Source organism: Cellulomonas sp. H30R-01, from assembly GCF_010119915.1.
GTDB classification, from domain to species: domain Bacteria; phylum Actinomycetota; class Actinomycetes; order Actinomycetales; family Cellulomonadaceae; genus Cellulomonas; species Cellulomonas algicola.
The window spans coordinates 4,272,459-4,299,096 of sequence record NZ_CP048210.1 but is presented as its reverse complement, the minus strand read 5'-3'; the positions used below and the strand labels follow the sequence as shown (position 1 = coordinate 4,299,096).

Sequence of the window (26,638 nt, the reverse complement as noted above, 5' to 3'; positions counted from 1 at the left end):
CGCCGCTCGAGGCGGCGCCGCTCGAGGCGGCGACGCGTGCGGTCGGTGACGCGTGCGGTCAGTGACGCGTGCGGTCAGTACGGGCGCTCGACGCCCGCGGCCTCCGCGAGGGTCGGACCGCCGTCGCCGAGCCGCCACGCGCGCCAGCCGTCGACCGCGTAGTCGACGCCGATGACCGCGGCCGCCGCCTCGTCGGGGTCGGCGAACACCTCGCCGTCCTCGAGCTCGACGAAACCGTCGGGTCGCAGCATCGCCTCGAACCGCTGCCCGCGACGCTCCCGCACCCACACGAGGGTCGTGATGACCCGGCGACGCTTCGCGAGGATCGCGAGCTCGGGCAGCGGCTCGTCGAACGCCGGCGCTGCAGTCGGCTCGTCGACGTCCGCGGGCTCGAGCGCCGCGGTGGGGGCCGTGACGGCGTCCTTCTCGCGTGCGACGTCGAGCCGGTACGCGACGGGCGGCTGCTCGGGGGTGAGGGGCGCGGTCGGGGGCACGGCCGTCATGGGAGGCACGAGGTTCGTCGGGCTCAGCGGGTTGGACGCGGGGGCGAGGGCCCTCGGCGCGCCGGCGTCGGGCGTCGTCGGGTCGTCCAGGTCGGGCGTGCCCGTCGTCGGCAGCGCGGCAGGTGTCGGAGGCGCGGTCGGGGGTGCGGTCACGGCCGTGGGTGCGGTCGACCCGTCGCGCGGCGGCGCCTCGGCGGGACGCAGCGGCGCATCGCCCGGGAGGAAGGGGCGCGGGCCGTCGACCTGCGGCGGCTCCGCGGCGGTGCGCGGCCGGATCTGCTGCTCGGACGCCGTGCGCAGGCCGTAGATCGGCGTGAGCGTCATCGGCGCCGGACCCGTCGTGGTGGTCGCCGGGGTGGCGCGGGTCGGCGGGTTCACGTTCGACGGCGTGCCCGGGCGGCCCTGGTTCTTCGGCTCGCGCGCCGGGCCGAACGGCAGGGGGGTCGGCTCGGTGACGGTCGTGCGGCGCGCGATCGGGGTCGGCGGGGGCGGCGCCGGGCGCGGCGGCGGGGTCACCGACCGGAGCTCGCCGGTCATCGGACGCGTGCCGCGGTTGGTGCGCTCGGCCTCGTACGCCATCGCGGTCGCGAACGCCTCGGACGAGCGCACGAGCCGCAGCGCGGTCGGCTCGACGGGTCGGCGCGCGCCCTCGTGGATCGCGAGCGGGGACACGTCGAGCAGGCGCGAGTCGTCGACGCCGCGTACGACCCCGACCTGCAGCACGTCGACCTGCCGGCCGGGACCCCGCAGGAAGCCGAGCGTGTCGGTGGCCTCGGCGGCGACCTCGGAGCACAGGATCACGAGCCGGACACCCTCGCGGCGGCTCGCGACGGTGCCGCCCGCGACCTGCTCGCGGAACGCGGCGAAGTCGACGCCGAAACGGCTGGGGTCGGCGTGGTAGGCGCGGGCCAGGTCGGTGGTGGTCATGCGGCCCGCGGCGCCCGCGTGGCGCAGGGACGCGACGACGGCGTCGTCGTCGACGACCTGCACGACCTCGACGACGACGGGACGGCCCGTGGCGTCGAGCGCGAGGAGCTCGGGGAGGTCGGCGTGGTCGGGGGCGCTGGCCCGCCAGCGCACGGCGAACAGGGACTCGCCCGCGACGGCGCTGAGATGGTGGGTGAGGACCGCGGAGCACTCCTGCGCGAACGACCCCGCGAGGGGCTGCATCGGCTGGACGAGGCGCGGCCGCCCCTCGTCGAGCTCGAAGATGGGCATCGCGGTCCCGGCCTTCCTGGGCACGCAGCGGCCGACCGCCTGCCCCGTAGATCGCGCGCACACCCCCGACCGGATGTGCGTGCGTCCACACTTTCCCACAGCCGGGCGGCCCCGTCAGCCCGTCGAACGGGTGGTGCGGCGTGTTTCGGCCCACCCGACCGGTTTCTCCCGGTGCGTTCTTGGTCACTCGTCCGAGTGGTGGGCATCCGTCCGGGTTCGACGACCCGGTTCGTCCGGGATCGCTCCGAGCCCTCGGCGTCGGCCGGTCAGTCCTGCGCGAGCGCCGCCTCGACGCGCTCGACCTTGCCCGTGAGCTCGCCCGAGCGGCCCGGCCGGATGTCGGCCTTGAGCACGAGGCTCACGCGGTGGCCGTGCCGGCCGACGGCCTCGGTCGCGCGCTTCACGACGTCCATCACCTCGTCCCACTCCCCCTCGATCGTGGTGAACATGGCGTCGGTGCGGTTCGGCAGCCCGGACTCGCGGACGGTGCGGACGGCGTCGGCGACGGCCTGCGTGACGGACTCACCCGCACCGAGCGGGGCGACGGAGAAGGCGACGAGCATGCGCCCACCCTGGTCGCCGGGCGTGCCCGATGTCCACCCCGCGAACGCCGCCACGCGCGACGTCGGCGCCCGTACGCTCGGCACGTGCGGAGGGCGACGAAGCGGTGGGCCGTGGGCGCGGTCGTGCTCGTCGCCACCCTGGGCGGGTGCAGCGGCACCGAGCAGCCCGGGCCGGTCCCCGGGGCGGCCGAGGCGGCCGAGCGGTGGACCGGCGGCGGCGTCGACTCCTACGCGTTCTCGCTCACGTCGTCGTGCGGCGAGCGGCTGCTCGTCGGCTCGTACCGCGTGACGGTGACGGACGGCGCGGTCACGGCCGTCGAAGGGCTCGACGAGGTCGGGCGGCGCATCGCCGGCGAGGCGCAGGACCTCGCGGCCCAGGTCCCGACGATCGACACCCTGCTCGACCGCGTCGTCGACGCCGACGCGAGCACCGTCCCGGAGGCGACGTTCGACGACGCGGGCGTGCCGACGGCCGTCACGTTCGACCCCTCGCCGGGGATCGACGACGAGGAGTGCTACACGGTCGCCGACGTCGATCCGGCGGCCTGATCCCCGGACCGCGCGCTGTCAGAGGCGCGACGCGAGCAGCTCCGCGAGGTGGAGGCCCTGGACGCCCGCGAGCTGGTCGGCCTGGGTGCGGCACGAGTAGCCGTCGGCCAGGTAGACGTCGCCGGGGGCGGCGTCGCGCAGCGCCGGCAGCAGGGAGTTCTCGGCGACCGCCACCGACACGTCGTAGTGGCCCTTCTCCATGCCGAAGTTCCCGGCGAGGCCGCAGCAGCCCGCGAGCGCCGAGAACTGCGCGCCCGCGTCGGTGAGCAGCCGGCGGTCGGGCGTCCACGTCATGACCGAGTGGTGGTGGCAGTGCGGCTGGACGACGGCGGTGACGTCGGACAGGTCGGGCACGGTCCACCGGTCGCCGGGGCCGATCGGTGCGGGGGCCGTGAGGAGCTCGGCGAGGGTGCGCGTCTCGCGGGCGACGGCCACGGCGCGCGGGTCGTCGGGCAGCAGGTCGCGCAGGTCGCTGCGCAGGACGGCGGTGCAGGACGGCTCGAGGCCGACGATGGGCACGCCGTTGACGGCGAACGGGCCGAGGACCTCGAGCAGGTGCGTGAGCTGCTTGCGGGCGCCGTCGAGCTGGCCCGTGCTGATCCAGGTCAGGCCGCAGCACGCGTCGTGCTCGGGCACGAGCACCTCGTAGCCGGCGGCACGCAGGACCTTGACGGCGGCGTGCGCGACGGACGGCGAGAGCGTGTCGCTGAACGAGTCGACCCACAGCAGCACCGGCGGGCGCGTCTGCGCCGCGACCGACCCCGCCGTGGACCCGTCGTCGCGCGGCGCGGCACCGGAGCGCTGTCCGTCCGTCGTGGACCGCTCCTTCCACCCCGCACCCGAGGTGACCGTGACCGCACCGCCCGCGCCGTGCCGGGCCCACGCCCGGAAGGGCGTGCGTGCGAACGTGACCATCTTCCGGCGGGTGTCCATGCCGCCCGCGGCGAGCACCGCCTTCGCCACCGGACGGACGCCGAGGACCGCGTTGACCAGCGCCGACACCCCGGGGACGGCCGTGATCAGCCGCGCCCAGCGGGGTAGCCAGCCGAGCGCGTAGTGGTGCACGGGCCGCAGCCGACCGGAGTACGTGCGGTGCAGCACCTCGGACTTGTACTGCGCCATGTCGACGCCCGCGGGGCAGTCCGACGAGCACGCCTTGCAGGACAGGCAGAGGTCGAGGACGTCGTGCACCTCGGGCGACGTCCAGCCGCGGTCGACGAGGCCGCCGTTCGCCATCTCCTGCAGCACGCGCGCGCGGCCACGGGTGGAGTCCTTCTCGTCCTTCGTCGCGAGGTACGACGGGCACATGAACGAGCCCGTCTCCCGGCCGTCGGCCCGGCACTTGCCCACGCCGACGCAGCGGTGCACGGCCGTCGTGAAGTCGCCCGCGTCGTGCGCGAACGAGAAGCCGGAACCGGCGAGCAGCGAGCGCGCGGCGGGACGGCGCAGGTCCGCGTCGAGCGGGCGCGGGCGGACCAGCACACCGGGGTTGAGCAGGTCGCGCGGGTCGAGCAGGTCCTTGAACGCGGCGAACAGGTCGATCGCGCGCTCCGAGTACATGACGGGCAGCAGCTCCGAGCGCGCGCGGCCGTCGCCGTGCTCGCCCGACAGCGAGCCGCCGTGCGACGCGACGAGGTGCGCGGCGTCGGTCATGAACGCGCGCAACGGGTCGCCCGAGCGCTCCATCGGGACGTCGAGGCGCAGGTGCACGCAGCCGTCGCCGAAGTGCCCGTACGCGAGGCCGTCGACCTGGTGCGTCGCCATGAGCGCCTCGAGCTCGCGCAGGTACGCGCCGAGCCGCTCGGGCGGGACCGCGGAGTCCTCGAAGCCCGGCCACGCCTGCTCGCCCGACGGGGTGCGGCCACCGAGGCCCGCGCCGTCCTCGCGGATCCGCCACATCGCGACGGCCTCGGGTCCAGGCGGGAACAGGCCCACGGCGGTGGTGGCGGCGTCGGCCGCGAGCGCGCGGGCCCGGTCCAGGGCCTCGTCGAGGGTGTCGCCGCCGACCTCGACCATGAGCCAGCCGCCGCCCGGGGGCAGGTCCGGCACGGCGGCCGCGCCCTTGACGCGCCGCACGACGTCGACCAGCCGGGAGTCCATGCCCTCGATCGCGAGCGGTCCGTGCGCGAGGAGCGCGGGGACGGCGTCGGCGGCGGTCGGCATGTCGGGGTAGCCGAGCACGACGAGCACGGGGGCCGCGGCGACGGGGACCAGGCGGACGGTCGCGCCGAGCAGCGTCGTCACGGTGCCCTCGGTGCCGACCAGGGCCTTCGCCAGGTCCGTCCCGCGCTCCGGGAGCAGGTGCTCGAGCGAGTAGCCCGACACCTGGCGGCCGAACCGGCCGAGCTCGGTGCGGATGACGTCGAGGTTGCTCCGGACGAGCGCGTCGAGACCGGGCACCGCGTCGAGGGCACCGGCGCCGCTGCGCGCCTCGAACCGGCGGCCGGCGCCGTCGATCGCGTCGAGCGCGAGCACGTTGTCCGCGGTCCGTCCGTAGGCGACCGCGCGGGGGCCGCACGCGTTGTTGCCGATCATCCCGCCGAGGGTCGCGCGGGTCCACGTCGACGGGTCCGGCCCGAAGCGCAGCCCGTGCGGCGCCGCCGCCTTCTGCACGGTCGCCATGATCACGCCCGGCTCGACGCGGGCCGTGCGCGCCTCGGGATCGATCTCGAGCACCCGGTTCACGTGCCGCGAGAAGTCGAGCACGATGCCCGTGCCGACCGAGTTGCCCGCGACCGACGTGCCGCCGCCGCGCGACGTCAGCGGGACGCCCAGCGTGCGGGACACCTCGGCGGCCGCGAGCACGTCGTCCACGTCCCGCGGGAACGCGACGACCTGCGGCACCACCCGGTAGTTCGACGCGTCGGTCGAGTACTCCGCGCGTCGGCGCGACGAGTCGTCGACGTCGCCGCGCAGGGCGGACCGCAGGGCGTGCACGACGTGGTCGGTACGCACGGCGGAGTCGGTCGTGGCGGTCACGGGTGCAGTGTCGCACCGCGTGCGCGGGACCCCGCGCCCCGCCCCGCAGGCTGGGACGGGGCCGGGGGCCGACGGTCAGTCGAGCGCCGCGTCCAGGGTGATCTCGGTGCCCGTCAGCGCCTTGCTCACCGGGCAGCCCGTCTTGGCGGCCTCGGCGGCGCGCACGAAGCCGTCGGCGTCGAGGCCCTCGACCTCGCCGCGGACCGTCAGGTGGATGCCGCTGATGCGGAAGCCGCCGGCCGGGTCGGGCCGCAGCGTCACGTCGGCCGTCACGTGCAGCGCGACGGGTGTGCCGCCGGCCTCGGCGATGACCGCGGACAGCTGCATCGCGAAGCACGACGAGTGGGCGGCGGCGATGAGCTCCTCGGGGCTCGTCGTGCCGCCCGCGTCCTCCGCGGCGCGCTTGGGGAACGAGACGTCGTACGTGCCGACGCCCGAGCTCGTCAGCTCGACCTGGCCGCCGCCCTCCATGAGCGTGCCGTTCCAGGCGGTGCGTGCGGTGCGCGTGGGCATGCGGTCTCCTCGGTGTCGTGGCTCGGTGCACCGGTCCGGCGCACCGCGTCCCACGCTAGGAGCCCCGGCCACGGACCGCGCGCGCACCCGACGCGCGGGACGGAGCCGCTGGTCAGCGGGCGCGCTCGAGGTGCCCGGCGACGATCTGCGTCGGCGCGCCCGCCTCGCGCAGCGCCCACGCGGCCCGGGCGTGGACCGCGCGCCGGCGCGGCTCGTCGAGGCCCGCGTACAGCGCACCGCGCACGACGTCGTGCCGGAAGACGAGCCGGTCGGCGCGCGCGTGCACGAGCCCGGCGGCGAGCGCGACGCGCAGGGTCCGCCAGCAGTCGGGGACGGGGCGGCTCACGAGCGTCGCAAGGTCCGTCACGACGAACGACGTGCCGAGCACCGACGCGTGCGCGAGCAGGTCGAGCACGTCGTCGTCGAGGTAGTCGAGCCGCGTGCGGACGAGCGTGTCCAGCGCGGCGAGCCACGCTGCACCGTGCACGTCGACGACGCCGTCGCGTGCCTCGAGCGCGCCCGCGGACCGGGCGGTCCGCACGACGTCGGTGACGAACCGCGGGTTGCCGCCCGTCGTCGCGAGCGCACCGCGCAGCGCGGGCCCGACGGAGCAGCCGACGAGGCGTTGCGCGAGCTCGACGGTCGCGGCGGGCCCGAGCGGGCGCAGCTCGACCGGGCGGGCGCCGGCCCGGACCCACGCGTCGACGACGTGCGAGAGGTCGGTGCGCACCGGCACCGGGCGGAACGTCATGACGACGAGCGCACCCGGGACGTCCCCCTCGTGCGCGAGCGCGCGCAGCACGTCGAGCGACGCGGCGTCGGCGTCGTGCACGTCCTCCAGCACGAGCACCCACGGCCCGCCGTCACCGCGGCGGCGCAGCAGTGCCGCGAAGAGCTCGACCGCCCGCGCACGGCGCTCCTCCGCGAGCGCGACCCCGCGGACGGTCGCGCGGCGCACGTCGGCCCGCAGCGCGTCGATGAGGTCGGCGAGCTCGGACTCGACCGGCCCGCGCGCGACGCCGGGCGGGTGCGCGAGGAGCGCGTCGGAGAGCAGCGCGTACGGCTGGGGCCGCTCGGGGGTCGCGCGCGCGGTGCGCAGACCGAGGCTGAGCAGCCGTGCGCTCGACCCGAGGGCGTCGACCAGACCGGTCCGGCCGATGCCGGCCTCGCCCTCGACGAGCACCGTCGCACCGTGCCCGCCCGCGGCGGAGGCCAGCAGGTCGTCGAGGTCGTCGAGCTCCGCGGCCCGCCCGACCAGCGGCCACGTGCGGCCAGGTTCGGCCGAGGTGCTCATGCGCCCGATCGTAGGGCGACCTGGGCCGCCGCGGCGGGACGGTGGCACGACGACGGCCCGGGTGCGCCAGGCGCCCGGGCCGTCCGTCGTGCCGTGCTCGTGCGAGGTGACGTCAGCCGACGTACTCCCAGTGCCACGCCTCGGGCTTGCTGCTGCCCCGCTCGGCCCAGGACGGGTGCGTCCAGGAGAACTGGTCGGCGTTCGACTTCATCCAGGCGTACTGCTTGGTCCCGAAGGACTCGATGCCGCCGCCGAAGTCGATCGCGACGCCCGTGCCGTGGTTGGACGTGCCGGGCGTCGCGCAGAGCCAGCCCTTGGTCCGGCGGCACGCGACCTGGCCCGCATACGAGCGGTACGAGTCGGAGATGCTCATGTTGGTGCCGAACGCCGCGACGTAGGCGGCGTTGAGCTGCTCGAGCGCCTCGGCGGCGTCGCAGCGCAGCTGCACCGCGGAGTCCCACGAGACGCCGCAGAGCGCGGCGGCGGGGATCTTGCCGTTGGCGTAGCCGAGGAGCGACTGCTTCCACGCGGCGCGCTGGGCGGCCTGCTCGGCGGCGACGCGTGCGGCCTCGGCCTGGGCGGCGGCCTCGGCGTCGGCCTGGGCCTGCGCGGCGGCGGCCGCGGTGCGGTTCGCCTCGGCGGTCGTGCGGATCTCGTCCGTGAGCGCCGACACCTCGGCGGCGGCGTCCCGGATGGTCGCCGGGCTGGCGTCGTCCGCGTCGGCCCGCTCGACGGGCGCCTCGGTGGTCGCCGCGGGCGTCGGGCTCGCGGTGGTGTCCGGGGTGGCCTGCGCGGCCGGGTCGCTCGCGGTGGGCGTCGGCTCCGCGGCCTCGTCGGTCGTGGCGGGCGCCTCGGTGTCCGTGCGGTCGGCCGTGCGCGACGTGCGCTCGCGCTCGGGCCGGACGTCCTCCGGGAGCGCGTCCACGAGGGCTTCGAGACGGGCGGTCGCGGCCTGCAGCTCGGCGAGCCGCGCGGTGTCGACGGCGGCCTGCTGCCCCTCGGTCTGCGCGGCGGTGCTCGCCTCGATCGCGTCGTCCGCGAGGCCGACGGCCTGGTCGACGGCGCGGGCGTGGGCGGCGGCGTGCGCCTGGCCGACCGCCTGGTCCGCCTCCGCCGTCAGGGCGGCCTGCTGCTCCTCGCCCTTGGCGGACGCGGCGGCGGTCACCGTGCCGCCGAGCCCGATCGCGAGCACCGCGACGACGGCACCCTGCGCGACGCGCGCGGACATGCTGCCGCCGCGGGGCAGGATGTGCGCCCGTGCGCGCGGGGCGCGGTGCAGGACCGCGCGGGTCGCGCCGGTGTCGGCCGACACGCGCACGGTCGTGCCGGTGCCGGCGGGCACGCCGACAGCCGTGCCGGTGTCGACGGACGGGCGCACGGTCGCGCCGGCGTCGGCGGACGTGCGCGGTGTCGGGCCGGTGACGACGGGGGTGTGGTCGGTCCGGGCAGCGGTGCGGTCGTCCCGGGGACCGGAGGGGACGACGGGGGTCGCGGCAGTGCGCGGGGCGACATGTCTGCCTCCCCGCGACCGACGCGCCGGGATCGGCAATCTGTCACTCACGCGCTTCACGTTAAGTGAGTCGGACGGTCGCCCCGGACACTTGAGACGTAGATCATGTGGTGATCCCGTCACGTCTCCGTCACAGAATTCACAGGAAGTCCTGCAGCAAGCGCGTTCCCGCTGGTCAGGGGCTCGCCGAACGTCGCTTCGGACACTCCGGACACACCCGTTCGGCCGCTGTGCGATTCGTCACGCAAGCGCGACACAAGTCCTCCGGGGAGCGACCGCTACGCTGCGGAGCGTGCCAGCCGACGACCTCTCGACGACCCCCGCCCCGCGCGGGCTCGACGACCTCTACGACATCAGCCGGCTGGCCGCACGGCTCGGCGTCGAGCACTCCACGATCCGCGTCTGGCTGTCCCGCAAGGTGCCGTGGCTGCCCGCCCCCGACGGCCGCCTCAACGGCGGCGCGGTCTGGCGTGCGACCACCCTCGAGGGCATCGAGGAGCGCCGCACCCCCGGCCGCCCCGGCCGCAAGCCCGGCTTCGTCCCGTCGCGCGCCGCCGCCGACGTCGCCCGCACGAGCCCGTCCGTCCCCACCACGACCGGCGCGCTGCCCGTCGTCACGAGCACCGACGCGCTGCCCGTCGTCGCCACCACGACCGGCGCCCTCCCGCTCGTCGCGACCGGCGCCACCGCCGTCGTCGCCACGACCACCGGGCCGCTGCCCGTCGTCGCCACGACCACCGGCGCCCTGCCGCTGCTCGTGACCGGCGCGCTGCCCGTCGTCGCGCCCGCCGTCGACGCCCTCGCCGCGGCAGCCGCCGCCGAGGCCGCGCCGCCCGCGCTCCCGTCGCTCGTCGAGGCCCCCGCACGCACGGCCGCAGCCGCCGCCTCGTCCTGCTAGCGACACCCGCGCGCGACGCACCGGCGCCCTGCTGACGGCCCCGACGCGCGAGCGCCCGCCGCCGTAGGCTCGGACGATGGGCGCCACCACCGGCCCCGACCCCGAGCGCGCGGCCGACGTCGCGGACGCGATGCGCGCCCTCGCGCGCGAGCACTTCCTCCCCGACGAGCAGCGGCACAGGGCCGGTGAGGACCACCCGCTCCCCCTCTGGCACGGCCAGACGAGCTCGCAGCCGTCGACGGTCGCCGCGATGCTGCGGCTCCTCCAGGTCCCGGTCGGCGCGCGCGTGCTCGACGTCGGCAGCGGGTCCGGCTGGACGACCGCGCTGCTGGGCCGACTCGTCGGCCCCGGCGGCACGGTGCTCGGCCTCGAGCTCGACCCGCAGCTCGCCGACTGGGGCCGTGGCAACGTCGACGCCTGCGGGATGCCGTGGGTCACCGTCGAGCGCGCCGACCCGCACGTCCTCGGACGCCCCGTCGACGGCGGCTGGGACCGCGTGCTCGTGTCCGCGGCTCCCCGCGCGCTCCCCGAGGCGCTCGTCGACCAGGTCGCCGAGGGCGGCCGCATGGTCATCCCCGTCCGCTCGACCATGCACCTCGTGCGGCGCGTCGACGAGCGCGTGCTGGTCACGACGCACGGCTCCTACACGTTCGTGCCGCTGCGCTGACGCAGGTCGCGGCGACGGTCGCCCACCGGCGTCGGGACGCGCGTCCGACTCCGACGGGACCCCGACGAAAAAGACGACCGTGCACGGGGGTGACGAATGTCGTGACTCGTCAGTAACGTGCACGAGGCACCCGGGTGCGCGAGCCAGGAAGCGGCTCCTCGTCCGGGTGCACGCCGGTCCTCACCAGTCAGGGATGTGCACATGTCACGTCGTCCGTTGCTCGCCGGGCTCACCGCCCTGTCCGTCACCCTCGGAACCGCCGTCCTCGGCGCGCAGCCCGCCACCGCGGCACCGCCCCCGGACACCCCCAGCGCCGCCGACCCCGGCAGGCTCGACCCCCGCGCCGCCGCCCGCGTCTCGCGGGACCTCCAGGACGCGACCGGCCGCGTCACCGCGTTCGTCCAGCTCGACGCGAAGTCCGGCGCCGACGTCGTCGCCGACGGCGGCACGCCCGCGCAGGTCCGCGCCCAGGCCGAGGTCACCGAGGACCTCGCCGAGGACGTCGTCCCGCAGGAGCAGACCGCCCGCTCCGCCAAGGCCGCCGAGCCGCAGCGCATCGCCACCCTGACCAACCTCGTCGCGGGGACGCTCGTCACCGGTGACGCCGCCGAGGTCCGCGCGCTCGCGGAGAGCCCCGACGTCGTGGCGGTCTACCGCGTCGCCCGCAAGACCGCCGACAACAGCCACCAGGTCGAGTTCACGCGTGCGCTCGCGACGTGGCAGAGCACCGGCCAGACCGGCGAGGGCGTCCGCGTGGGCGTCATCGACACGGGCCTCGACTACACGCACGCCGACTTCGGCGGCCCCGGCACGGTCGCGGCGTACGAGGAGGCGTACGGCGAGGACGGCACGCAGCCGGTGCCCGCCGGCCTGTTCGACCCCGAGAAGTTCCTCGGCGGGTACGACTTCGCCGGGCCGCTGTACGACCCCAGCACCGACCCGCTCCCCGGCTCGACGCCCGTCCCCTCGCCGGACGACAACCCGATCGACGCGACCTACCTGTCGGACAACGTCGGTCACGGCACGCACGTCGCCGGCACCGCCGCCGGCTACGGCGTCCTGCCCGACGGCACCACGTTCGAGGGCGACTACACGTCGCTGACGTCGGTCGCCGACTGGCAGGTCGGCCCGGGCACCGCGCCCGAGGCCGGGCTGTACGCGTTCAAGGTCTTCGGCGACATCGGCGGCTCGACCGAGCTCACCGGTCTCGCGCTCGACCGCGCGGCCGACCCGAACGCCGACGGCGACTTCGGCGACCGGCTCGACGTCGTCAACCTGTCGCTCGGCGCCGACGGCGCCCCCGCCGACGACCCCGACACGATGCTCGTCGACGCGCTCGTCGCGCTCGGCACGGTCGTCGTCAACTCCGCGGGCAACTCGGGCGACATCACCGACATCGGCGGCTCGCCCGGCAACGCCGCGGGCGCGCTGACCGTCGCCAACTCCGTCGGCGCCCCGCAGACGTACGACGGCATCGACGTCACGGCGGCCGCGAACCCCGCGCTCGTGGGCCTGCACTCCGGCCAGAACTCGATCGCGTACGCCGGCCCCGACGTGACCGCCCCGGTCGCCTACGTCGGCGCGACGTTCGACGGCTGCACGGCGTTCACCGCCGCCCAGGCCGCGACCGTCGCCGGCAAGATCGCCTACCTCTGGTGGGACGACGACGACGCGACCCGCCGCTGCGGCTCCGTCGCGCGGTTCACCAACGCGGCCGCCGCCGGCGCCGTGGGCGTCCTGCTGCCCACCGAGCAGACCGTCTTCTCCGCCGGGATCTCCGGCACCGCCACGATCCCCGGCGCGCAGATGACGGCTTCCACGACCGACGCGCTGCTGCCGGAGATCCAGGCCGGCACGCTCACGGTCCACATCGGCCCGTCGCTCGCCGGCGCGGTCGTCGCCGACCTCGCGGGCGACGCGCTCAACCCGGGCTCGTCGCGCGGCGAGCACGGCTCGCTCGGGCACGCCAAGCCCGACGTCGCCGCGCCCGGCACGCTGATCTTCTCGGCGGCGTCCGGCACGGGCAACGAGCCGCAGTCGCTGTCCGGCACGTCGATGGCGTCGCCGCACGTCGCCGGCATCGCCGCCCTGGTCCGCAGCGCGCACCCGAGCTGGGACGCGACGCAGGTCAAGGCCGCCGTCGTCAACACCGCGACGCACGACGTGTGGACCGGTCAGAACCGCACGGGCGACGCCTACGGGCCGCGCCGCGTGGGCTCGGGCCGCGTCGACGCGCTGCAGGCCGTCAACACGAACGTGGTCGCGTACAACACGCAGGACCCGAAGCAGACCTCGGTGTCCTTCGGTGTCGTCGAGGTCGGTGCGCAGCCCGTCGTCCAGAAGAAGACGGTCACCGTGAAGAACCTCGGCACGGCGAGCGCCCGCTACAGCACGTCGGTGACCACGTCGACGACCACCGGGGACGCGTCCATCACCGCGTCGCCCGCGTCGTTCACGCTGCCGGCCGGCGGCTCCGCGATCGTCACCCTGACGCTCACGGCCGACCCGTCGACGCTCAGCCGCGACCTCGACCCGACGTCCGAGGCCGTCACCGCCGGCGTCCCGCGCGAGTACGTCTCCGAGGTCTCGGGCCGGCTCGTGCTCACGTCGGGCGCGCAGGAGCTGCGCGTGCCCGTCCAGGCCGCGCCGCGCCTCGTCAGCGAGCTGACCGCGGCCCCGGTCGCGTTCGCCGACCCCGCCGCCACCACCGCACCGCTCACGCTCGCGGGCCGCGGCGTCGCGGAGGGCGGTTGGTACTCGCTCACGACGCCGCTCGTGCTCGGTGCCACCGACGCACGTCGCGAGGCCACGCCCGACGGCTTCGTCACCTCGGAGTCGACGCTGGCCGCCGGTGACATCCGGTACGTCGGCTGGGCGTCGAACGCGCCGCAGGTGGCCGCGGCCGGCGGCGACCCCGCCGTGGAGGGTGTGATCGGACTCGGCCTCGCGACCGACGGCGAGTGGTCCTCGCTGGGCCTCGCGTGGCTGCCGATCTTCGACATCGACGTGGACGGCGACGGCCAGGTCGACTTCCAGACGGCCGTGCAGAAGCTGCCGGACACCGACATCACGCTCGCCAACACCTACGACTTCGCCACGGACGAGCTCGTCTCGCAGTGGCCGGTCAACGGGTTCTTCGGCGACGTCGAGGCCGGCGTCTTCGACAGCAACGTCCTCGTCGCCCCGGTGGACATCGCCGGGCTCGGCCTCGCGCCCGGCGCGACGCCGAGCGTCCGGGCGTGGACGTACTCGCCGGACTACGCGGTCGCGCCGCCGGTCATCGACGAGGCTGACCCGTTCACGATCGACCCGTTCGACCCGCCGTTCTGGTTCGAGCCGGACATCGCGGGCTCGTTCTCGTCGCTCGGTGACGACGGCACGCAGATCCCGGTGCACCGGTCCGCCGACACCACGTCCGGCCGGCTGCTCGTCCTGCACCACCTCAACGCCGACCCGGCCGCTCGCGCGCAGGTCGTCGACGTCACGGTGCCGGAGCCGACGGCCACGACCACGACGCTCAAGGCGAGCGGTGCGTCGAAGGCCGGCCAGGAGCTCACGCTCACGGCGACCGTCGCCCCGGCCGAGGCCACGGGCACGGTGCGGTTCCTCGACGGTGAGACGGAGGTCGCCTCGGCGGCCGTGAGCGGCGGCACGGCCACCGCGAAGGTCCGTCTCGGTGCCGGCTCGCACGCGCTCACGGCGGTGTTCACGCCGGACAGCGCGCTGTACGCGTCGTCGACGTCCGCGGTCGTCACGGTCGACCTCAAGAAGTCCGGGTCGTCCACGGCGGTCACGCTGTCGCGCAACTCCGGCCCGTACGGCGCCGCGGTCACCGCGACGGTCACCGTGACGGGTCAGACGGCGGCGCCCGCGGGCACCGTCGAGATCCGCGAGGGCACCAAGGTCCTGGGGGCGGGCACGCTGGCCGTCACGAACCTCGTCGGGACGGCGACGATCGCCCTGCCGCAGGACCTGACCGTGGGCACGCACCAGCTGACCGCGGTCTACACGGGCAGCGCGGACGTCTCGTCGTCGAAGTCGCAGCGGTCCTACCGCGTGACCCCGGCGCTCGCGAAGGCGACGCTCTCGACCGGCTCGTGGACCGTCCCGGCGGGCGCGAAGCCGGCCGTCACCGTGACGGTCTCGGGCGCTGCGGGCGCCCCGGCCCCGACCGGCAAGGTCACCGTGCTGTACAACCTGCGCACCGTGGCCGTCGCCCAGCTGAAGGACGGCGCCGCGACGGTGACGCTGCCCGCCGTGAAGGTCGGCGGCTACGTCACCGCCCTGTACGCGGGCGACAAGGGGTACCTCCCCACCGTCACCACGCACGCCATCACGGTGACGCGGTCCTGACCCGGTCGGGACCGCCCGCGCGGTCCCGACCGAGGCCCTGACCTGGGCTTCTCCTCACGAGGGCGGGTCCTCCGACCGGCACGACGCACGTCGTCCGGTCGGGGGACCCGCCCTCGTCGTCCGTCAAGTCCTGCCCCGGACGCGTCGATCAGGACCGTATGCCGCTGTTCCGTCGCACGCCCAGGCCCACGGACGGCTCCGTGGTGCCCACGCCGCACGGACCCGCCGGGGCCGAGCACGTGGACGCCGAGCCGGTCCTCGCGCCTCTCAACGCCGCCGAGCTCGTGTGGACCGCGCAGCAGCGCGCCCTCGTCGAGGAGCTGTGCGACGGCACGTTCGACGCGCAGGCCGTGGGCGACCTGTTCGACCGCGTCCAGGCGACGTGGCGCGCGACCGGCGACCGTCCTGACCCGGAGCCGCTCGTCAACGCGTTCGGCGTCGCGCTCGGCGACCTGCTGCTCCAGCGCGTCCCGGGGCTCGCGTGGGCGTCGCACAGCGACGGGTCGGGCACGCAGCTCGTCCTCACGCACCCGACGGGCGGGCTGCTGCTGTTCCCGATCGCGGCCGTCGGCGACGAGTGGGGCGCCGCGCCCGAACGATGGTTCGTCGCGACCGTGCACCGCTCCGCCGGCACCGCGCTCGCCACGCTCGCGGCGGGTCAGCCCGAGGCCGGGACCCCGGCCGGGACGGACGCTCCGCCGGCCTGACGGTCGCCGTCCGGCGCGCGCCCTGCGTCTGCCCTCGCTCTCCGCGAGTCACCGCGCCGGCGTCCGCAGGCGTGAGTCAGCCGTCAGCCGTCAGCCGTCAGCCGTCAGCCGTCAGCCGTCAGAACAGCGTGTCGACCACGACCGCAGGGTCCGACCGCTCAGGGGCGGGCGTCGCGGGCGCGGTGCGCGCGGCGGTGGGCGACGTCGTCCGAGCAGGCTCCGGCAGAGCCGCCGACGCGAGCGTCGGCTCCTGCGCGCGGCCGGCACCCCCGACCGCGTTCGCCGGGACCGACGACTGGGCGGACGAGGCACGCCCCTCGCGCGCCTCCCGCGCCGCGATCCCCGCGAGCTCGTCGGCACGCTCGTTGAACCGGTCACCGCGGTGCCCGCGGACCCACGCGAACGCGACGGGCCCGGGGCGCTCGGCGATGGCGCGGTCGATGGCCTGGATCAGCGCGAGGTTCTGCACCGGACCGCCGCCGGCCGTCCGCCAGCCCTTGCGCTTCCAGCCGTGCACCCACTCCGACGAGCACTTGATCGCGTACTGCGAGTCCGCCTCGATCCGCAGCGGCTCGTCGCCGGGGTGCGCGTGGATGGCCTCGAGGACCGCGGTGAGCTCGGCGATCTGGTTGGTGCCGGACGCGGCGCCACCGCTCGCGTGCGTGCCGTCGTGGTTCGCCCACGCCCAGCCGATCGCGCCGCCGGGGTTGCGCAGGCAGGAGCCGTCCGTGCTGACCGTGATCACGAGCGTCGATTCTGCCGTGCCCGCAGGGCCGAACGGTGCACGTCGCTCAGGTCGGGCGCGCGGCGCGCCGATGAACTGGCATGACGACGATCGACGACGTCGACCTCTTCGGTGAGGCGTTCGGTGGTTTTCGGTCGGTGGGCGTCGCGCGGCGACGTCACCCGGCGGTCCTGACCGTGCTGGCGCTGCTCGCGGCTGCGGGCGTCGTCGGTGCGGGCTTCGTGTGGGCGCGCGACAACGCCCGCGGCCCGGTGGTCGAGCACGTCGACGCCCGCACGCTGCTCCCGGTCCTCGCGACCGCGCAGGGTGCCGACGACGTCGTCGACCGCGCCGAGATCGGCTCGCTGGCCGTCGAGCCCGCGTCGACCCGGTTCCTCGCGGAGACCGACAGCGGGCGGCACTTCGCGGCGATCAGCGCGTCGGGCGACCTGTGCGTGCTGACCGTGCCGTCGGGCGATCTGGCGACGCTCGGCTGCGTCCGGTCGGTCGTGGGTGCGCAGCTCGCGTCGGGCGACGTGTGGCTCGCCGCGGAGGGCGGACCCGCCCCGGCGGCCGACGACGGCTGGCACGAGGCGGGTCCGAACCTGTGGGTGCGGGGCTGAGGGTCGCGCCCCGCTGATCCTCCGGTGCCGGGGGGTCACCCCACGCCGGAGGGTGTGGCGGCGCCGAGGGTCGCTCGGCGCCGAGCGGTCACTCGCCGGGGAGCCGGAGCCGTGCGCCGAGCGCGACCGCGGCGATCACGGCGCCCGCTGCGGCGAGCACGACGTCCTTGAGGACGTACTGCGCGACGATCGTCGGGCCGCCGGCGGGGAACAGCTCGTCGAAGAACAGGACGAGCGGCGACATGATGCCGACGAGCGCGCCCGCGAGCAGGACGAGCCCGGTCCGCAGGAAGCGCCCGGTGACGAGCGTGAGGCCGATGAGGGTCTCGAGGACGGCGGTCAGCAGCAGCGCCGCGGTCGGCCCGACGAGCCCGAGCGTGAGCTCGCCGATCGTGCGCTGCGCGAGGTCGGCGGCAGGGCTGACGCCGGGGAAGAACTTGAGCACGCCGAAGCCGAGGAAGACGAGGCCGAGCGCGATCCGCAGCGCGGTGACCGAGTGCCGCGCGAGCCCCCGGGCCAGGGCGGCGACCGCGTCGTCGACGAGCGCACGCGTGCGTGCGGGGCGGCCGGCGGCGCGCGGTCGGGTCGTGGTCGGCAGCGCCGTGCCGGACGTGCCGGGCGTGCCGGGCGTGCCGGGCGTGCCGGGCGTGCCGGGCGTGCCGGCGAGCGTGTTGTCGGGGATCGACGTCGTCGTCGGCCGCGCGGTGCGGCTGGTGGTGGTCGAGGTCATGGTGGTGCCTTTCCGGGCGGGCCGCGTCGGGCCGTGGGGTGCCGGCGGTCTCCGGCGGGGTCCTGTCGCTACCGGTCGGTAGCTCACGACCCAGCAGGAGGGCTCCCTCCCGATGTCTGATACGCCCGGTTTCACCAATCACCCGGACGAGCGACCAGGACGCCGGACCAGCCGACCGCGGCACGACCGGGCCCCTGCGGGCACGCGCCCGCGGAACCCCGTTCCCCCGACGGCACCCGCCCGCGAAGTCGCGTCCCGCCCGCAGTGCACGCGCCCGCGGGGCCCCGCCCCGTCCTTGCGGCCGGGCTCAGTCCGCCGACGCCAGCGCGTCGACCACCCGCTTGACGCTCGACGCGAGCCCCCACCGCTCGGCGAGCGCGACGAGGCGCTCGGGGTCCGCCGCGACCCTCGGGAGCGCGTCGGGCACGTCGCCGACGGGCGCGTCGGGCGCGACCTGCACGACCCGCGGCGCGACGGCCAGGTAGTCCGCGGCCTCGGTGAGCCGCCGCCGCTGCGTCGCGGTGAGCCCGGCGTCGCCCGCGTCGCGCGCCGCGAGGATCCCCTCGAGCGAGCCGTACCGGTGCACGAGCGCGGCAGCCGTCTTCTCCCCGATCCCAGGGACGCCCGGCAGGCCGTCGCTCGGGTCGCCGCGCAGGACCGCCATGTCGGCGTACGCCTGGCCGGACGCCACGGAGTACCGCTCGGCGAGCCGGGCCGCGTCGACGACCTCGAGGTCCTTGATCCCGCGCACGGTGTAGAGGACGCGCACGTGCGCGTCGTCGTCGACGAGCTGGAAAAGGTCGCGGTCCCCCGTGACGACGTCGACCGCGGACCGCTCGGCGGCGGGTCGCGCCTTCTCGCGCGCGACGAGCGTGCCGATGACGTCGTCGGCCTCGAAGCCTGGTGCGCCGACGCGCGCGATGCCGAACGCCTCGAGCACCTCGACGATGACCGGGACCTGCGGCGTGAGCAGGTCCGGCACCTCCTCGACGTCCGCGCCGCCGGGCACGGGCTGCGCCACGCGGTGCGCCTTGTAGGACGGGATCGCCTCGACGCGGAACGCCGGCCGCCAGTCGTCGTCCCAGCACGCGACGAGCCGCGTCGGCCGCCGGTCGTGGACCAAGCGGGCGATCATGTCGAGCAGCCCGCGCACCGCGTTCACGGGCGTGCCGTCGGGCGCCTTCACCGAGTCGGGCACGCCGAAGAACGCGCGGAAGTACAGCGAGGCGGAGTCGAGCAGCAGCAGCCGTCCGTTCGTCATGCTCGGACGCTACCGGCGGTCACCGACGCGGTGTGGAAGGTGCGTCGCGTCGGGCGCGACAGACCCTCCACACCGGGCGCGGCGACGGGACGGTCGTCAGGCCGGGACCGGGGTGCGGGGCGGCAGGCCCAGCTGCTTGCGGAAGAGGCGACGCTGGACGACCCAGCCGGCGGCAGCGAGCGCGACCCACGCCACGACCATGAGCACCTGCTCGGCCCCCTCGTCGGGGTGGCGCAGCAGCCCGAGGACGGACGGCCACAGCAACGCGAGACCGCTCAGCGTGAGGCTCGCGCCCGCGAGCACCGTGAGCCACAGGAGCGCGCGGCGGTGGTACTTCTCGGCGAGCGTCGCGGACGCGATCGCGACGGACAGGACCAGGACGCCGCCGAGCACGACGCTGGTTCCGGACGACCCGAGCGCGGACCACAGCTTGGCGCCGATGACGGCCCCCGCGGCCAGGCCGACGACGAACGTCGCGAACCGGAAGACGAGCGACACGACGAGCCACAGCACGACTGCGACGCTGGCCGCGACGAGCAGGGCGGTGCCCGTCGACGCACCGGTCGCGTCGGCCACGAAGTAGCCGAGCCCGAACCCGGACGCGAGCAGCGCCAGGTTCACGGACCGGATCCCGAAGAAGCAGAGCAGCACCCCGACCGCCAGGACGACCAGTCCTGTGCCCATCGCGCACCCCCTCGCGTCGAGCCCAGGCTAGCGAGCGACGCCGGCGGCGCACCCTCCTGCGCGGGTGAGACGAGGGGACGCTCGTGCGCTGCCCGCCACCGAGGTCGGCGGAGGTCGCGGTCGCGGCGGGTCAGGCGCTCGCGCGGACGACGAGCGACGTCGGCAGGGTGATCGCGGCGGGCGCCTCACCCTCGACGACCTCGAGGAGCAGCCGCACCATCTCGGTCGCGATGCGCTCGAACGGCTGGCGCATGGTCGTGAGCGGCGGGTCCAGGGTCGTGGCGAGGCCGGAGTCGTCGAACCCGCCGACGGCCACGTCGCCGGGGACGGACCGGCCGGACTCGCGCAGCACCTGGATCGCCCCGGCGGCCATGAGGTCGGACGCGACGAACACGGCGTCGAGGTCCGGACGCCGCGACAGCAGCTCGCGCATCGCCGCGGCGCCGCTCTCGCGCGAGTAGTCGCCGTGCGCGACGAGGCTCTCGTCGAACGCGTCGCCGAGCTCGGCGCGGTACCCCTCGAGCCGCATCTTCCCGCCGGGGGTGTCGAGCGGGCCCGTGATGGTCGCGACGCGGGACCGGCCCTGGTCGAGCAGGTGCCGCGTCATGCGCCGGCCACCGCCGAGGTCGTCGGCCGCGACGTACCCGAGCTGACCCTCGAACCCGAGCGGGATGCCGCACGCGATGGTGGGGATGCCCTGGCGGACGAGCTCGGCGAGGACCGGGCTGCCCGCGTGCGACGAGATGAGCAGCACGCCGTCGACGTGCCCGGCGCCGACGTAGGACAGCACCTGGCTCTGCTCCTCGGGCGTGCCGGCCACCATGAGCAGCAGCGGCATCGACCGGCCCGCGAGCGCCTGCGCGGCGCCGCGCAGCAGGATCGAGAAGGTCGGGTCCTCGAACAGCAGGTGCTGCGGCTCGGTGAGCAGGAACGCCACGGAGTTGGAGCGCCCGGTGACGAGCGACCGCGCGTGCTGGTTCATCGAGTAGCCGGTCGTGCGGATGGCCTCCTCGACGGCGGCGAGCGCCTCGGGCGAGACCCAGTGCCCGCCGTTGATGACGCGGGACACGGTCCCGCGGGACACGCCGGCGGCCGCCGCGACGTCGCGGATCGTGGGGCGTCGGCGCGGGGCGGGCGCGGCGGCGTCGGTCGTCGTGTCCATCGGACGGAACTCTATGCGTCGGGCCACGTCGTCAGGCCTTGACCGAGCCGGCGGCGAGGTCGACCTTCCAGTACCGCTGCAGCGTGAGGAACAGCAGGGCGAGCGGGACGATCGACAGCAGCGCGCCGGTGATGACGGACGTGTACATCGCGGGCTGCGACGCACCCTGGTTGAGCAGACCGTTGAGGCCGACGGTGATCGGGTAGAGCCGGTCGTTGCCGAGCATGATGTACGGCAGCATGAAGTTGTTCCAGATGCCGACGAACTGGAACAGGAACACCGTCACCAGCCCGGGCCCCATGAGCGGCACGGCGATGCGCGAGAACGTGCGCCACTCGCTCGCGCCGTCGGTGCGCGCGGCCTCGAGCAGCTCGTCGGGCACGGACGCCCCGGCGTAGATGCGGCACAGGTAGATGCCGTACGGGCTGATGAGGCTCGGCAGCAGCACCGACCAGTAGGTGTTGGTGAGGCCGACCTCGGCGAGCAGCAGGTACTGCGGCACCGCGAGCACGACGCCCGGGACGAGGACGCCGGCGAGGATGAGGTTGAAGACGAGCGTCTTGCCCGCGAACCGGTACTTCGCGAGCGCGTAGCCGGCCATCGACGAGACGAGCACGGACACGGCGGCGCCGACGCCCGCGTAGAGCGCGGTGTTCGCCATCCAGCGCCAGTACAGGCCGCCGCGGTACGCGGAGAGCTCGCCGATGTTGTCGAGCAGGTGGGTCGACGGCAGGAACGTGAACGTCGAGAAGAGCTCGCCGGCCGACTTCGACGACGCGACGAGCACCCACGCGACGGGCATGAGGCAGTAGAGCGCGCCGACCAGCAGCACGACCGTGCCGAAGACGGACGGGCGGGCCGTCCGCTCGGGCCGCAGGGCGGGCACCGATGCCGCGGCCGTCGCGCGGTGCAAGGTGGTCGTCGTCGTCACTTCGACTCCTGGGAGAAGGCGCGGCCGTCCTGGACGAGGCGCAGGAACAGGTAGGAGAACGCGAACGTCGCGAGCGCGATCACGACCGACGTGGCCGACGCCGCGTAGATGTCGCCGCGGGTGAACGCGTCGCGGTAGACCTTCATCAGCGGGCTCCACGTCGTGGAGATGGTGTTGCTCAGCGGCCGCAGCGTCATGGGCTCGGCGAACACCTGGAGCGTCGCGATCATCGAGAACAGGAACGTCAGGACGAGCGACGGCATGACGATCGGGATCTTGATCCGCAGCGCGACCATGAGCTCGGACGCGCCGTCGAGGCGGGCGGCCTCGTAGAGCTCGGTCGGGATCGACTTGAGCGCGGTGTAGATGATGATCATGTTGAAGCCGACGCCGCCCCACAGGCCGATGTTCGCGATCGCGAACACGACGAGCCCGGACGACATGACCTCGGGGACGTCCCAGCCGAGCTGGTCGAACACGTAGTAGAAGGGGCTGACGCGCGGCAGGTAGAGGAAGCCCCACAGCAGCGACGCGATGACGGCAGGCACCGCGTAGGGCAGGAAGATCGAGATGCGCGAGAAGCCCGTGGCGCGCGTGCGGCGCGAGTCGAGCAGCAGCGCGAACAGGAGCGCGAGGCCGAGCATCGTCGGCACGAGCAGCAGGCCGTAGACGGCGACGCGGCCCACCGAGGCGACGAACTCGGGGTCCTGGAGCGCGCGCGTGTAGTTGGCGAAGCCGGCCCACACCTCCTGGCGCGCGCCCGAGCCGAGGCCGAGGCCCTGGACGATCTCGGTGCGGAAGCTGAGGTAGACGGCGTAGCCGATCGGCAGCGCGAGGAACAGCGTGAAGAGCGTGAGCGCCGGCGCGAGGAAGGCGTACGGCGCCGCGCCGCGGCGGCGGGACCCGCGGCGCCGGGTCGGTCCGCTCGTCGCGGCCGCGCGGGGCGGGGCGAGGGTGGTCACGTGGGGTGTCCTTCCGGGACGCGCGGGCGCGACGGTCGTCGCGGGGTGGCGGTGGCGCACGGGCGCCGGTGAGGGCCACGGGCGGCCGCCCGGCGGGAGGGGTGCCGGGCGGCCGCGCGCGTCACTCCGCGACGGTGAAGCCCTGGTTCTCCAGGTCGTCGACCGTGGTGGCCTGCATGGCCGTGACGGCGTCGAGGAACAGCGACGCCTGCTTGGCCTCGGCGGCCTTGCCGAACTCGTCGTTGTACGCGGAGTACGCGACGTTGACGTTGGGGCCGTAGGTGAACGGCTGCACGCCCTTCGCCGTCTCGGCGGCCAGCGTGTAGAAGTCGGCCTGGTTGGAGAAGAACTCCGGCGGGCTCGAGAGCGCCTCGGCCTGGCTCGGGATGTCGGCCGGGTACAGGCCGCCCTCGGAGACGAGGAGGTTCACGCCCTCCTGGCTCGCGTTGAGCCACGCGATGAACTTCGCGGCCTCGGCCTTGTGCGTCGACTGCGACGTCACGGAGGTGGCGGACCCGCCCCAGTTGCCCGTGGCGTCGTCGCCCTCCTCCCACTGCGGCATGGGCGCCATCTTCCACTTGCCCGCGGTGTCGGGGGCGTTGCCCTGCAGGACGCCGGGCGCCCAGATCGCGGAGAGCCAGCCGACCTGCGACCCGTCGTTGAGCGCGGCGTTCCACTCGGGGGTGTACATCGGCTTGTTGTCGATGACGCCCTTCTCGACGAGGCCGCCCCAGTACTCGGCGACCTTCTGGACGGGCGCGGACTCGATGTCGACGCTCCAGGCGTCGCCGTCGATGCCCCACCACGACGCGCCGGCCTGCTGCGTGAGGCCCGTGAACCAGCCGGCGTCGTTCGCGGAGAACGTGCCGAGGTACTTCGACGGGTCGGCGGTGTGCAGCTGCTCGGCGACCTGCGCGTACTGCTCCCACGTCGTCGGGACGGAGAGCCCGTACTGCTGGAAGACGTCCTCGCGGTAGTAGAACTGCATCGGCCCGGAGTCCTGCGGGACGCCGTAGACCGCGTCGCTGCCGAGCGTGACGGACTGCCACGTGCCCTCGGCGAAGCGCTCCGCGGTGCCGTCGGGCAGCACGTCGGCGATGTCGGCGAGCGCGTCCTCCGAGACCAGCGTCGGGATCTTCTGGTACTCGGTCTGGAACAGGTCGGGCGCGCCCGAGCCGGCCTGGATCGCGGTGAGCAGCTTGGTGACGGCGGGGTCACCGCCGTCCTGCTTGTTGACGGTGACCTGGATGTCGGGGTTGGCCTCGTTCCAGACGGCCACCGCCTCCTCCATGCCGGGCGCCCAGGTCCAGAAGGTCAGCTCGACCTTCCCGCCCGAGCCGTCCGCCGTGTCGTCGCCGCCGTCGCCGCTGCCGCTGGAGCAGGCGGTCGCGAGCAGCGCGGTCGCGGCCACGGCGGCAGCGACCCGGATACCTGTGTGCAGGCGCATGTGACCTCCTCGTCAAGGGTCCGCCGCTGCCTCGCGACGGACGGGCGTCGTCGGTGACGCCGAGCCTGTGCGCGTTCACAGTGAACGACGCTCCGGAGACTTGTCAACTGCCGTCACCCTGGTGTTACCTACCCGTTGTGAACGGTCCCAGTGCCGGGGATGGCGCTTCCGCGGCTGTGCCGCTGCTGTGACCGATCACAACGGATGACCCAGACTCGACGGAGCGTCATGCCTCACCAGACCACCCTCGGAGCCGCGCGCCGCAGCTGGCCGCTCGGGCTCGACCGCATCGCCTACGGCGGCGACTACAACCCCGAGCAGTGGCCCGAGGAGGTCTGGCACGAGGACGTCGCCCTCATGCGCGAGGCCGGCGTCACCCTCGTCAGCGTCGGGATCTTCTCCTGGGCGCTGCTCGAGCCGCGGCCCGGCGAGCACGACTTCGGCTGGCTCGACCGGCTGCTCGACCTGCTGCACGCGAACGGCGTCCGCGTCGACCTCGGCACCCCGACCGCGTCACCGCCCGCGTGGTTCTTCGCCGCGCACCCCGACGCGCGCGTCGTCACGCGTGACGGCACCGTCCTCGGCTTCGGCTCGCGCGGGATGGCCGCACCCACGCACCCCGCCTACCGCGCCGCGGCAGTGAGCATCGCCGACGCGCTCGCCCGCCGGTACGGCCGCCACCCCGCCGTCGCGCTCTGGCACGTGCACAACGAGTACGGCGCACCCGTCGCCGAGGACTACTCCCCCGCCGCGGCGACCGCGTTCCGCGCCTGGCTGCAGGACCGGTACGGCACGCTGGAGGCGCTCAACGCCGCATGGGGCACCGCGTTCTGGGGCCAGCGGTACGGCGAGTGGGCGCACGTCGACGTCCCCTCCGTCGCACCGTCCGTCGTCAACCCGGCACAGCGCCTCGACTTCGCCCGGTTCTCCGACCAGGCGCTGCGGGAGTGCTACGTCGCCGAGCGCGACGCGATCCGCGCGCACTCCGACGTCCCCGTCACGACGAACTTCATGACGACCAACTGCCTGCCCGTCGACCTGTGGGCCTGGGCCGACGAGGTCGACGTCGTCGCCAACGACCACTACCTCGACGCCGCCGACGAGCGCACCCACGTCGGCCTCGCCCTCGCCGCCGACCTCACGCGCTCGCTCGCGCGCGGCAAGCCTTGGATCCTCATGGAGCACTCGACGTCCGCCGTGAACTGGCAGCCGCGCAACGTCGCCAAGCGACCCGGCGAGCTCGCCCGCAACGCGTACAGCCACCTCGGGCGCGGCGCGGACGCGATCCTGTTCTTCCAGTGGCGCGCCTCCCGGTCCGGTGCCGAGAAGTTCCACTCCGCGATGCTGCCGCACGCCGGCACGTCGTCCCGCGTGTGGCGCGAGGTCACCGCGCTCGGCGGCGAGCTCGCGCGGCTCGACGAGGTGCGCGGCTCCACCGTGCGCGCCGACGTCGCGATCGTCTGGGACTGGCAGTCGTTCTGGGCGCAGGACCTCGAGTGGCGCCCGACCGTCGACCTCGACCACCGCGAGCGCGTGCTCGCCTACTACGACCGGCTGTGGCGCGACGGGATCACCGTCGACCTCGTGCACCCGTCCGCCGACCTGTCGGGCTACCGGCTCGTCGTCGCGCCCGCGTCCTACCTGCTCACGGCCGCCGACGGCGAGAACCTCACGCAGTACGTCGCGGACGGCGGGACGCTCGTCGTCTCGTGCTTCTCGGGGATCGTCGACGAGCACGACGCCGTGCACCCCGGCGGGTACGGCGCACCGCTGCGGACCGCGCTCGGCCTGACCGTCGAGGAGTTCCAGCCGCTGCGCGCGGGTCGCTCGGTGCGTGTGGGCTGGTCGCACGACGGGGCCACCACCGAGCTCGTGGGCGACGTGTGGGCCGACGACATCGCGCTCGAGGGCGCCGACGTCGTCGCCGCCTACACCGACGGACCCGTCGCCGGGCGGCCCGCGATCACCCGGCACGCGCACGGGCGGGGCACGGGCTGGTACGTCTCGACGCGGCTCGACGTCGACCAGCTCGCCGTCGTGCTCGACGCCGCCTACGCCGACGCCGGCCTCACGCTCACCGGTCTGCCCGAGGACGTCGAGGTGGTCCGCCGGCACGGCACCGACGCCGACTACGTCGTCGCGATCAACCACGCCGACGCACCCGTGGCCGTCCCCGCCGACGGCACCGACCTGCTCACCGGAACCGCCGTGAGCGGGACTCTCAAGGTCCCGGCCGGCGGTGTCGCGGTCGTCCGCGAGGCGCGCCCGGCCTGACCACCGCCGTCGGACCCGTCCGGGCACGGCGCGTCCGTGCCCGGTCGGTCGGCGCCTGCGGCACGACGTCGGGTCCGCTCGTGCCG

21 protein-coding genes are annotated in these 26,638 nt (G+C 75.0%); 7 read left to right on the top strand and 14 right to left on the bottom strand.

From position 1 onward, the window contains the following. Positions 1-74: 74 nt before the first annotated feature. Together GXP71_RS19185 and GXP71_RS19180 are read right to left on the bottom strand one after the other, a co-directional pair. Positions 75-1,721, bottom strand: a complete 1,647-nt coding sequence (locus GXP71_RS19185) for a hypothetical protein (protein ID WP_162353985.1) — start codon at positions 1,719-1,721, stop codon at positions 75-77. Between the two features lie 266 nt (positions 1,722-1,987). After that, positions 1,988-2,284, bottom strand: coding sequence for an MTH1187 family thiamine-binding protein (locus tag GXP71_RS19180; RefSeq protein ID WP_162353984.1), 297 nt, complete (start codon positions 2,282-2,284; stop codon positions 1,988-1,990). Positions 2,285-2,368: 84 nt separating this feature from the next. On the opposite strand from GXP71_RS19180, the gene GXP71_RS19175 reads away from it, so the two are divergent. Further along, positions 2,369-2,833 carry a DUF6174 domain-containing protein gene (locus GXP71_RS19175; protein WP_162353983.1) on the top strand — a complete coding sequence of 155 codons (465 nt, stop codon included), beginning with the start codon at positions 2,369-2,371 and terminating at the stop codon, positions 2,831-2,833. Positions 2,834-2,851: 18 nt separating this feature from the next. Here the strand turns inward: GXP71_RS19175 and GXP71_RS19170 are convergent, their stop codons facing one another. The 4 genes from GXP71_RS19170 to GXP71_RS19155 form a co-directional block, all read right to left on the bottom strand. Beyond that, positions 2,852-5,812 (bottom strand): FAD-binding and (Fe-S)-binding domain-containing protein, encoded by a 2,961-nt coding sequence (locus tag GXP71_RS19170; protein WP_162353982.1) that lies wholly within the window; start codon positions 5,810-5,812, stop codon positions 2,852-2,854. Positions 5,813-5,887: 75 nt separating this feature from the next. Continuing rightward, a complete protein-coding gene (locus tag GXP71_RS19165; protein WP_162353981.1) occupies positions 5,888-6,325 on the bottom strand; it encodes an OsmC family protein in 438 nt (145 codons plus the stop codon). A gap of 112 nt (positions 6,326-6,437) precedes the next feature. Beyond that, positions 6,438-7,619, bottom strand: coding sequence for an AAA family ATPase (locus tag GXP71_RS19160; RefSeq protein WP_162353980.1), 1,182 nt, complete (start codon positions 7,617-7,619; stop codon positions 6,438-6,440). Positions 7,620-7,731: 112 nt separating this feature from the next. Next, positions 7,732-8,961 carry a D-alanyl-D-alanine carboxypeptidase family protein gene (locus tag GXP71_RS19155; protein WP_162353979.1) on the bottom strand — a complete coding sequence of 410 codons (1,230 nt, stop codon included), beginning with the start codon at positions 8,959-8,961 and terminating at the stop codon, positions 7,732-7,734. A gap of 460 nt (positions 8,962-9,421) precedes the next feature. On the opposite strand from GXP71_RS19155, the gene GXP71_RS19150 reads away from it, so the two are divergent. The 4 genes from GXP71_RS19150 (at position 9,422) to GXP71_RS19135 (ending at position 15,754) form a co-directional block, all read left to right on the top strand. Continuing rightward, positions 9,422-10,027, top strand: coding sequence for a hypothetical protein (locus tag GXP71_RS19150; RefSeq protein WP_162353978.1), 606 nt, complete (start codon positions 9,422-9,424; stop codon positions 10,025-10,027). Between the two features lie 76 nt (positions 10,028-10,103). Next, positions 10,104-10,694: a protein-L-isoaspartate O-methyltransferase gene (locus tag GXP71_RS19145; protein ID WP_162353977.1), complete on the top strand. Its 591-nt coding sequence runs from the start codon at positions 10,104-10,106 to the stop codon at positions 10,692-10,694. A 201-nt stretch (positions 10,695-10,895) separates the two neighbouring features. Next, positions 10,896-15,047, top strand: coding sequence for a S8 family serine peptidase (locus tag GXP71_RS20585; RefSeq protein ID WP_162353976.1), 4,152 nt, complete (start codon positions 10,896-10,898; stop codon positions 15,045-15,047). Positions 15,048-15,247: 200 nt separating this feature from the next. Further along, on the top strand, positions 15,248-15,754 hold the full coding sequence (locus tag GXP71_RS19135; RefSeq protein ID WP_162353975.1) for a DUF3806 domain-containing protein: 507 nt from the start codon (positions 15,248-15,250) through the stop codon (positions 15,752-15,754). Positions 15,755-15,872: 118 nt separating this feature from the next. Here the strand turns inward: GXP71_RS19135 and GXP71_RS19130 are convergent, their stop codons facing one another. Next, entirely contained in the window at positions 15,873-16,499 is a 627-nt protein-coding gene (locus GXP71_RS19130; RefSeq protein ID WP_162353974.1) for a ribonuclease H, read from the bottom strand. Positions 16,500-16,579: 80 nt separating this feature from the next. Here GXP71_RS19130 and GXP71_RS19125 point away from each other — a divergent pair, with 80 nt between their 5' ends. Then, positions 16,580-17,101 carry a hypothetical protein gene (locus GXP71_RS19125; RefSeq protein WP_162353973.1) on the top strand — a complete coding sequence of 174 codons (522 nt, stop codon included), beginning with the start codon at positions 16,580-16,582 and terminating at the stop codon, positions 17,099-17,101. 88 nt (positions 17,102-17,189) lie between these two features. Here the strand turns inward: GXP71_RS19125 and GXP71_RS19120 are convergent, their stop codons facing one another. The 7 genes from GXP71_RS19120 to GXP71_RS19090 form a co-directional block, all read right to left on the bottom strand. Further along, the gene (locus GXP71_RS19120; protein ID WP_202924291.1) at positions 17,190-17,831 is read right to left on the bottom strand and encodes a DoxX family membrane protein; all 642 of its coding nucleotides are present in this window, start codon (positions 17,829-17,831) and stop codon (positions 17,190-17,192) included. A 307-nt stretch (positions 17,832-18,138) separates the two neighbouring features. Then, entirely contained in the window at positions 18,139-19,092 is a 954-nt protein-coding gene (locus GXP71_RS19115; protein WP_162353972.1) for a 5'-3' exonuclease, read from the bottom strand. 96 nt (positions 19,093-19,188) lie between these two features. Further along, on the bottom strand, positions 19,189-19,776 hold the full coding sequence (locus GXP71_RS19110) for a DUF4203 domain-containing protein (protein ID WP_162353971.1): 588 nt from the start codon (positions 19,774-19,776) through the stop codon (positions 19,189-19,191). 130 nt (positions 19,777-19,906) lie between these two features. Continuing rightward, positions 19,907-20,938, bottom strand: a complete 1,032-nt coding sequence (locus GXP71_RS19105; RefSeq protein ID WP_162353970.1) for a LacI family DNA-binding transcriptional regulator — start codon at positions 20,936-20,938, stop codon at positions 19,907-19,909. A 31-nt stretch (positions 20,939-20,969) separates the two neighbouring features. Further along, entirely contained in the window at positions 20,970-21,869 is a 900-nt protein-coding gene (locus GXP71_RS19100; protein WP_370520952.1) for a carbohydrate ABC transporter permease, read from the bottom strand. Beyond that, positions 21,866-22,831 (bottom strand): carbohydrate ABC transporter permease, encoded by a 966-nt coding sequence (locus tag GXP71_RS19095; protein ID WP_162353969.1) that lies wholly within the window; start codon positions 22,829-22,831, stop codon positions 21,866-21,868. Before GXP71_RS19095 ends, GXP71_RS19100 begins: the two co-directional genes overlap by 4 nt. A 121-nt stretch (positions 22,832-22,952) precedes the next feature. Next, positions 22,953-24,278 carry an ABC transporter substrate-binding protein gene (locus tag GXP71_RS19090; RefSeq protein ID WP_162353968.1) on the bottom strand — a complete coding sequence of 442 codons (1,326 nt, stop codon included), beginning with the start codon at positions 24,276-24,278 and terminating at the stop codon, positions 22,953-22,955. Between the two features lie 228 nt (positions 24,279-24,506). On the opposite strand from GXP71_RS19090, the gene GXP71_RS19085 reads away from it, so the two are divergent. Then, on the top strand, positions 24,507-26,552 hold the full coding sequence (locus tag GXP71_RS19085; RefSeq protein WP_162353967.1) for a beta-galactosidase: 2,046 nt from the start codon (positions 24,507-24,509) through the stop codon (positions 26,550-26,552). Positions 26,553-26,638 lie beyond the last annotated feature (86 nt).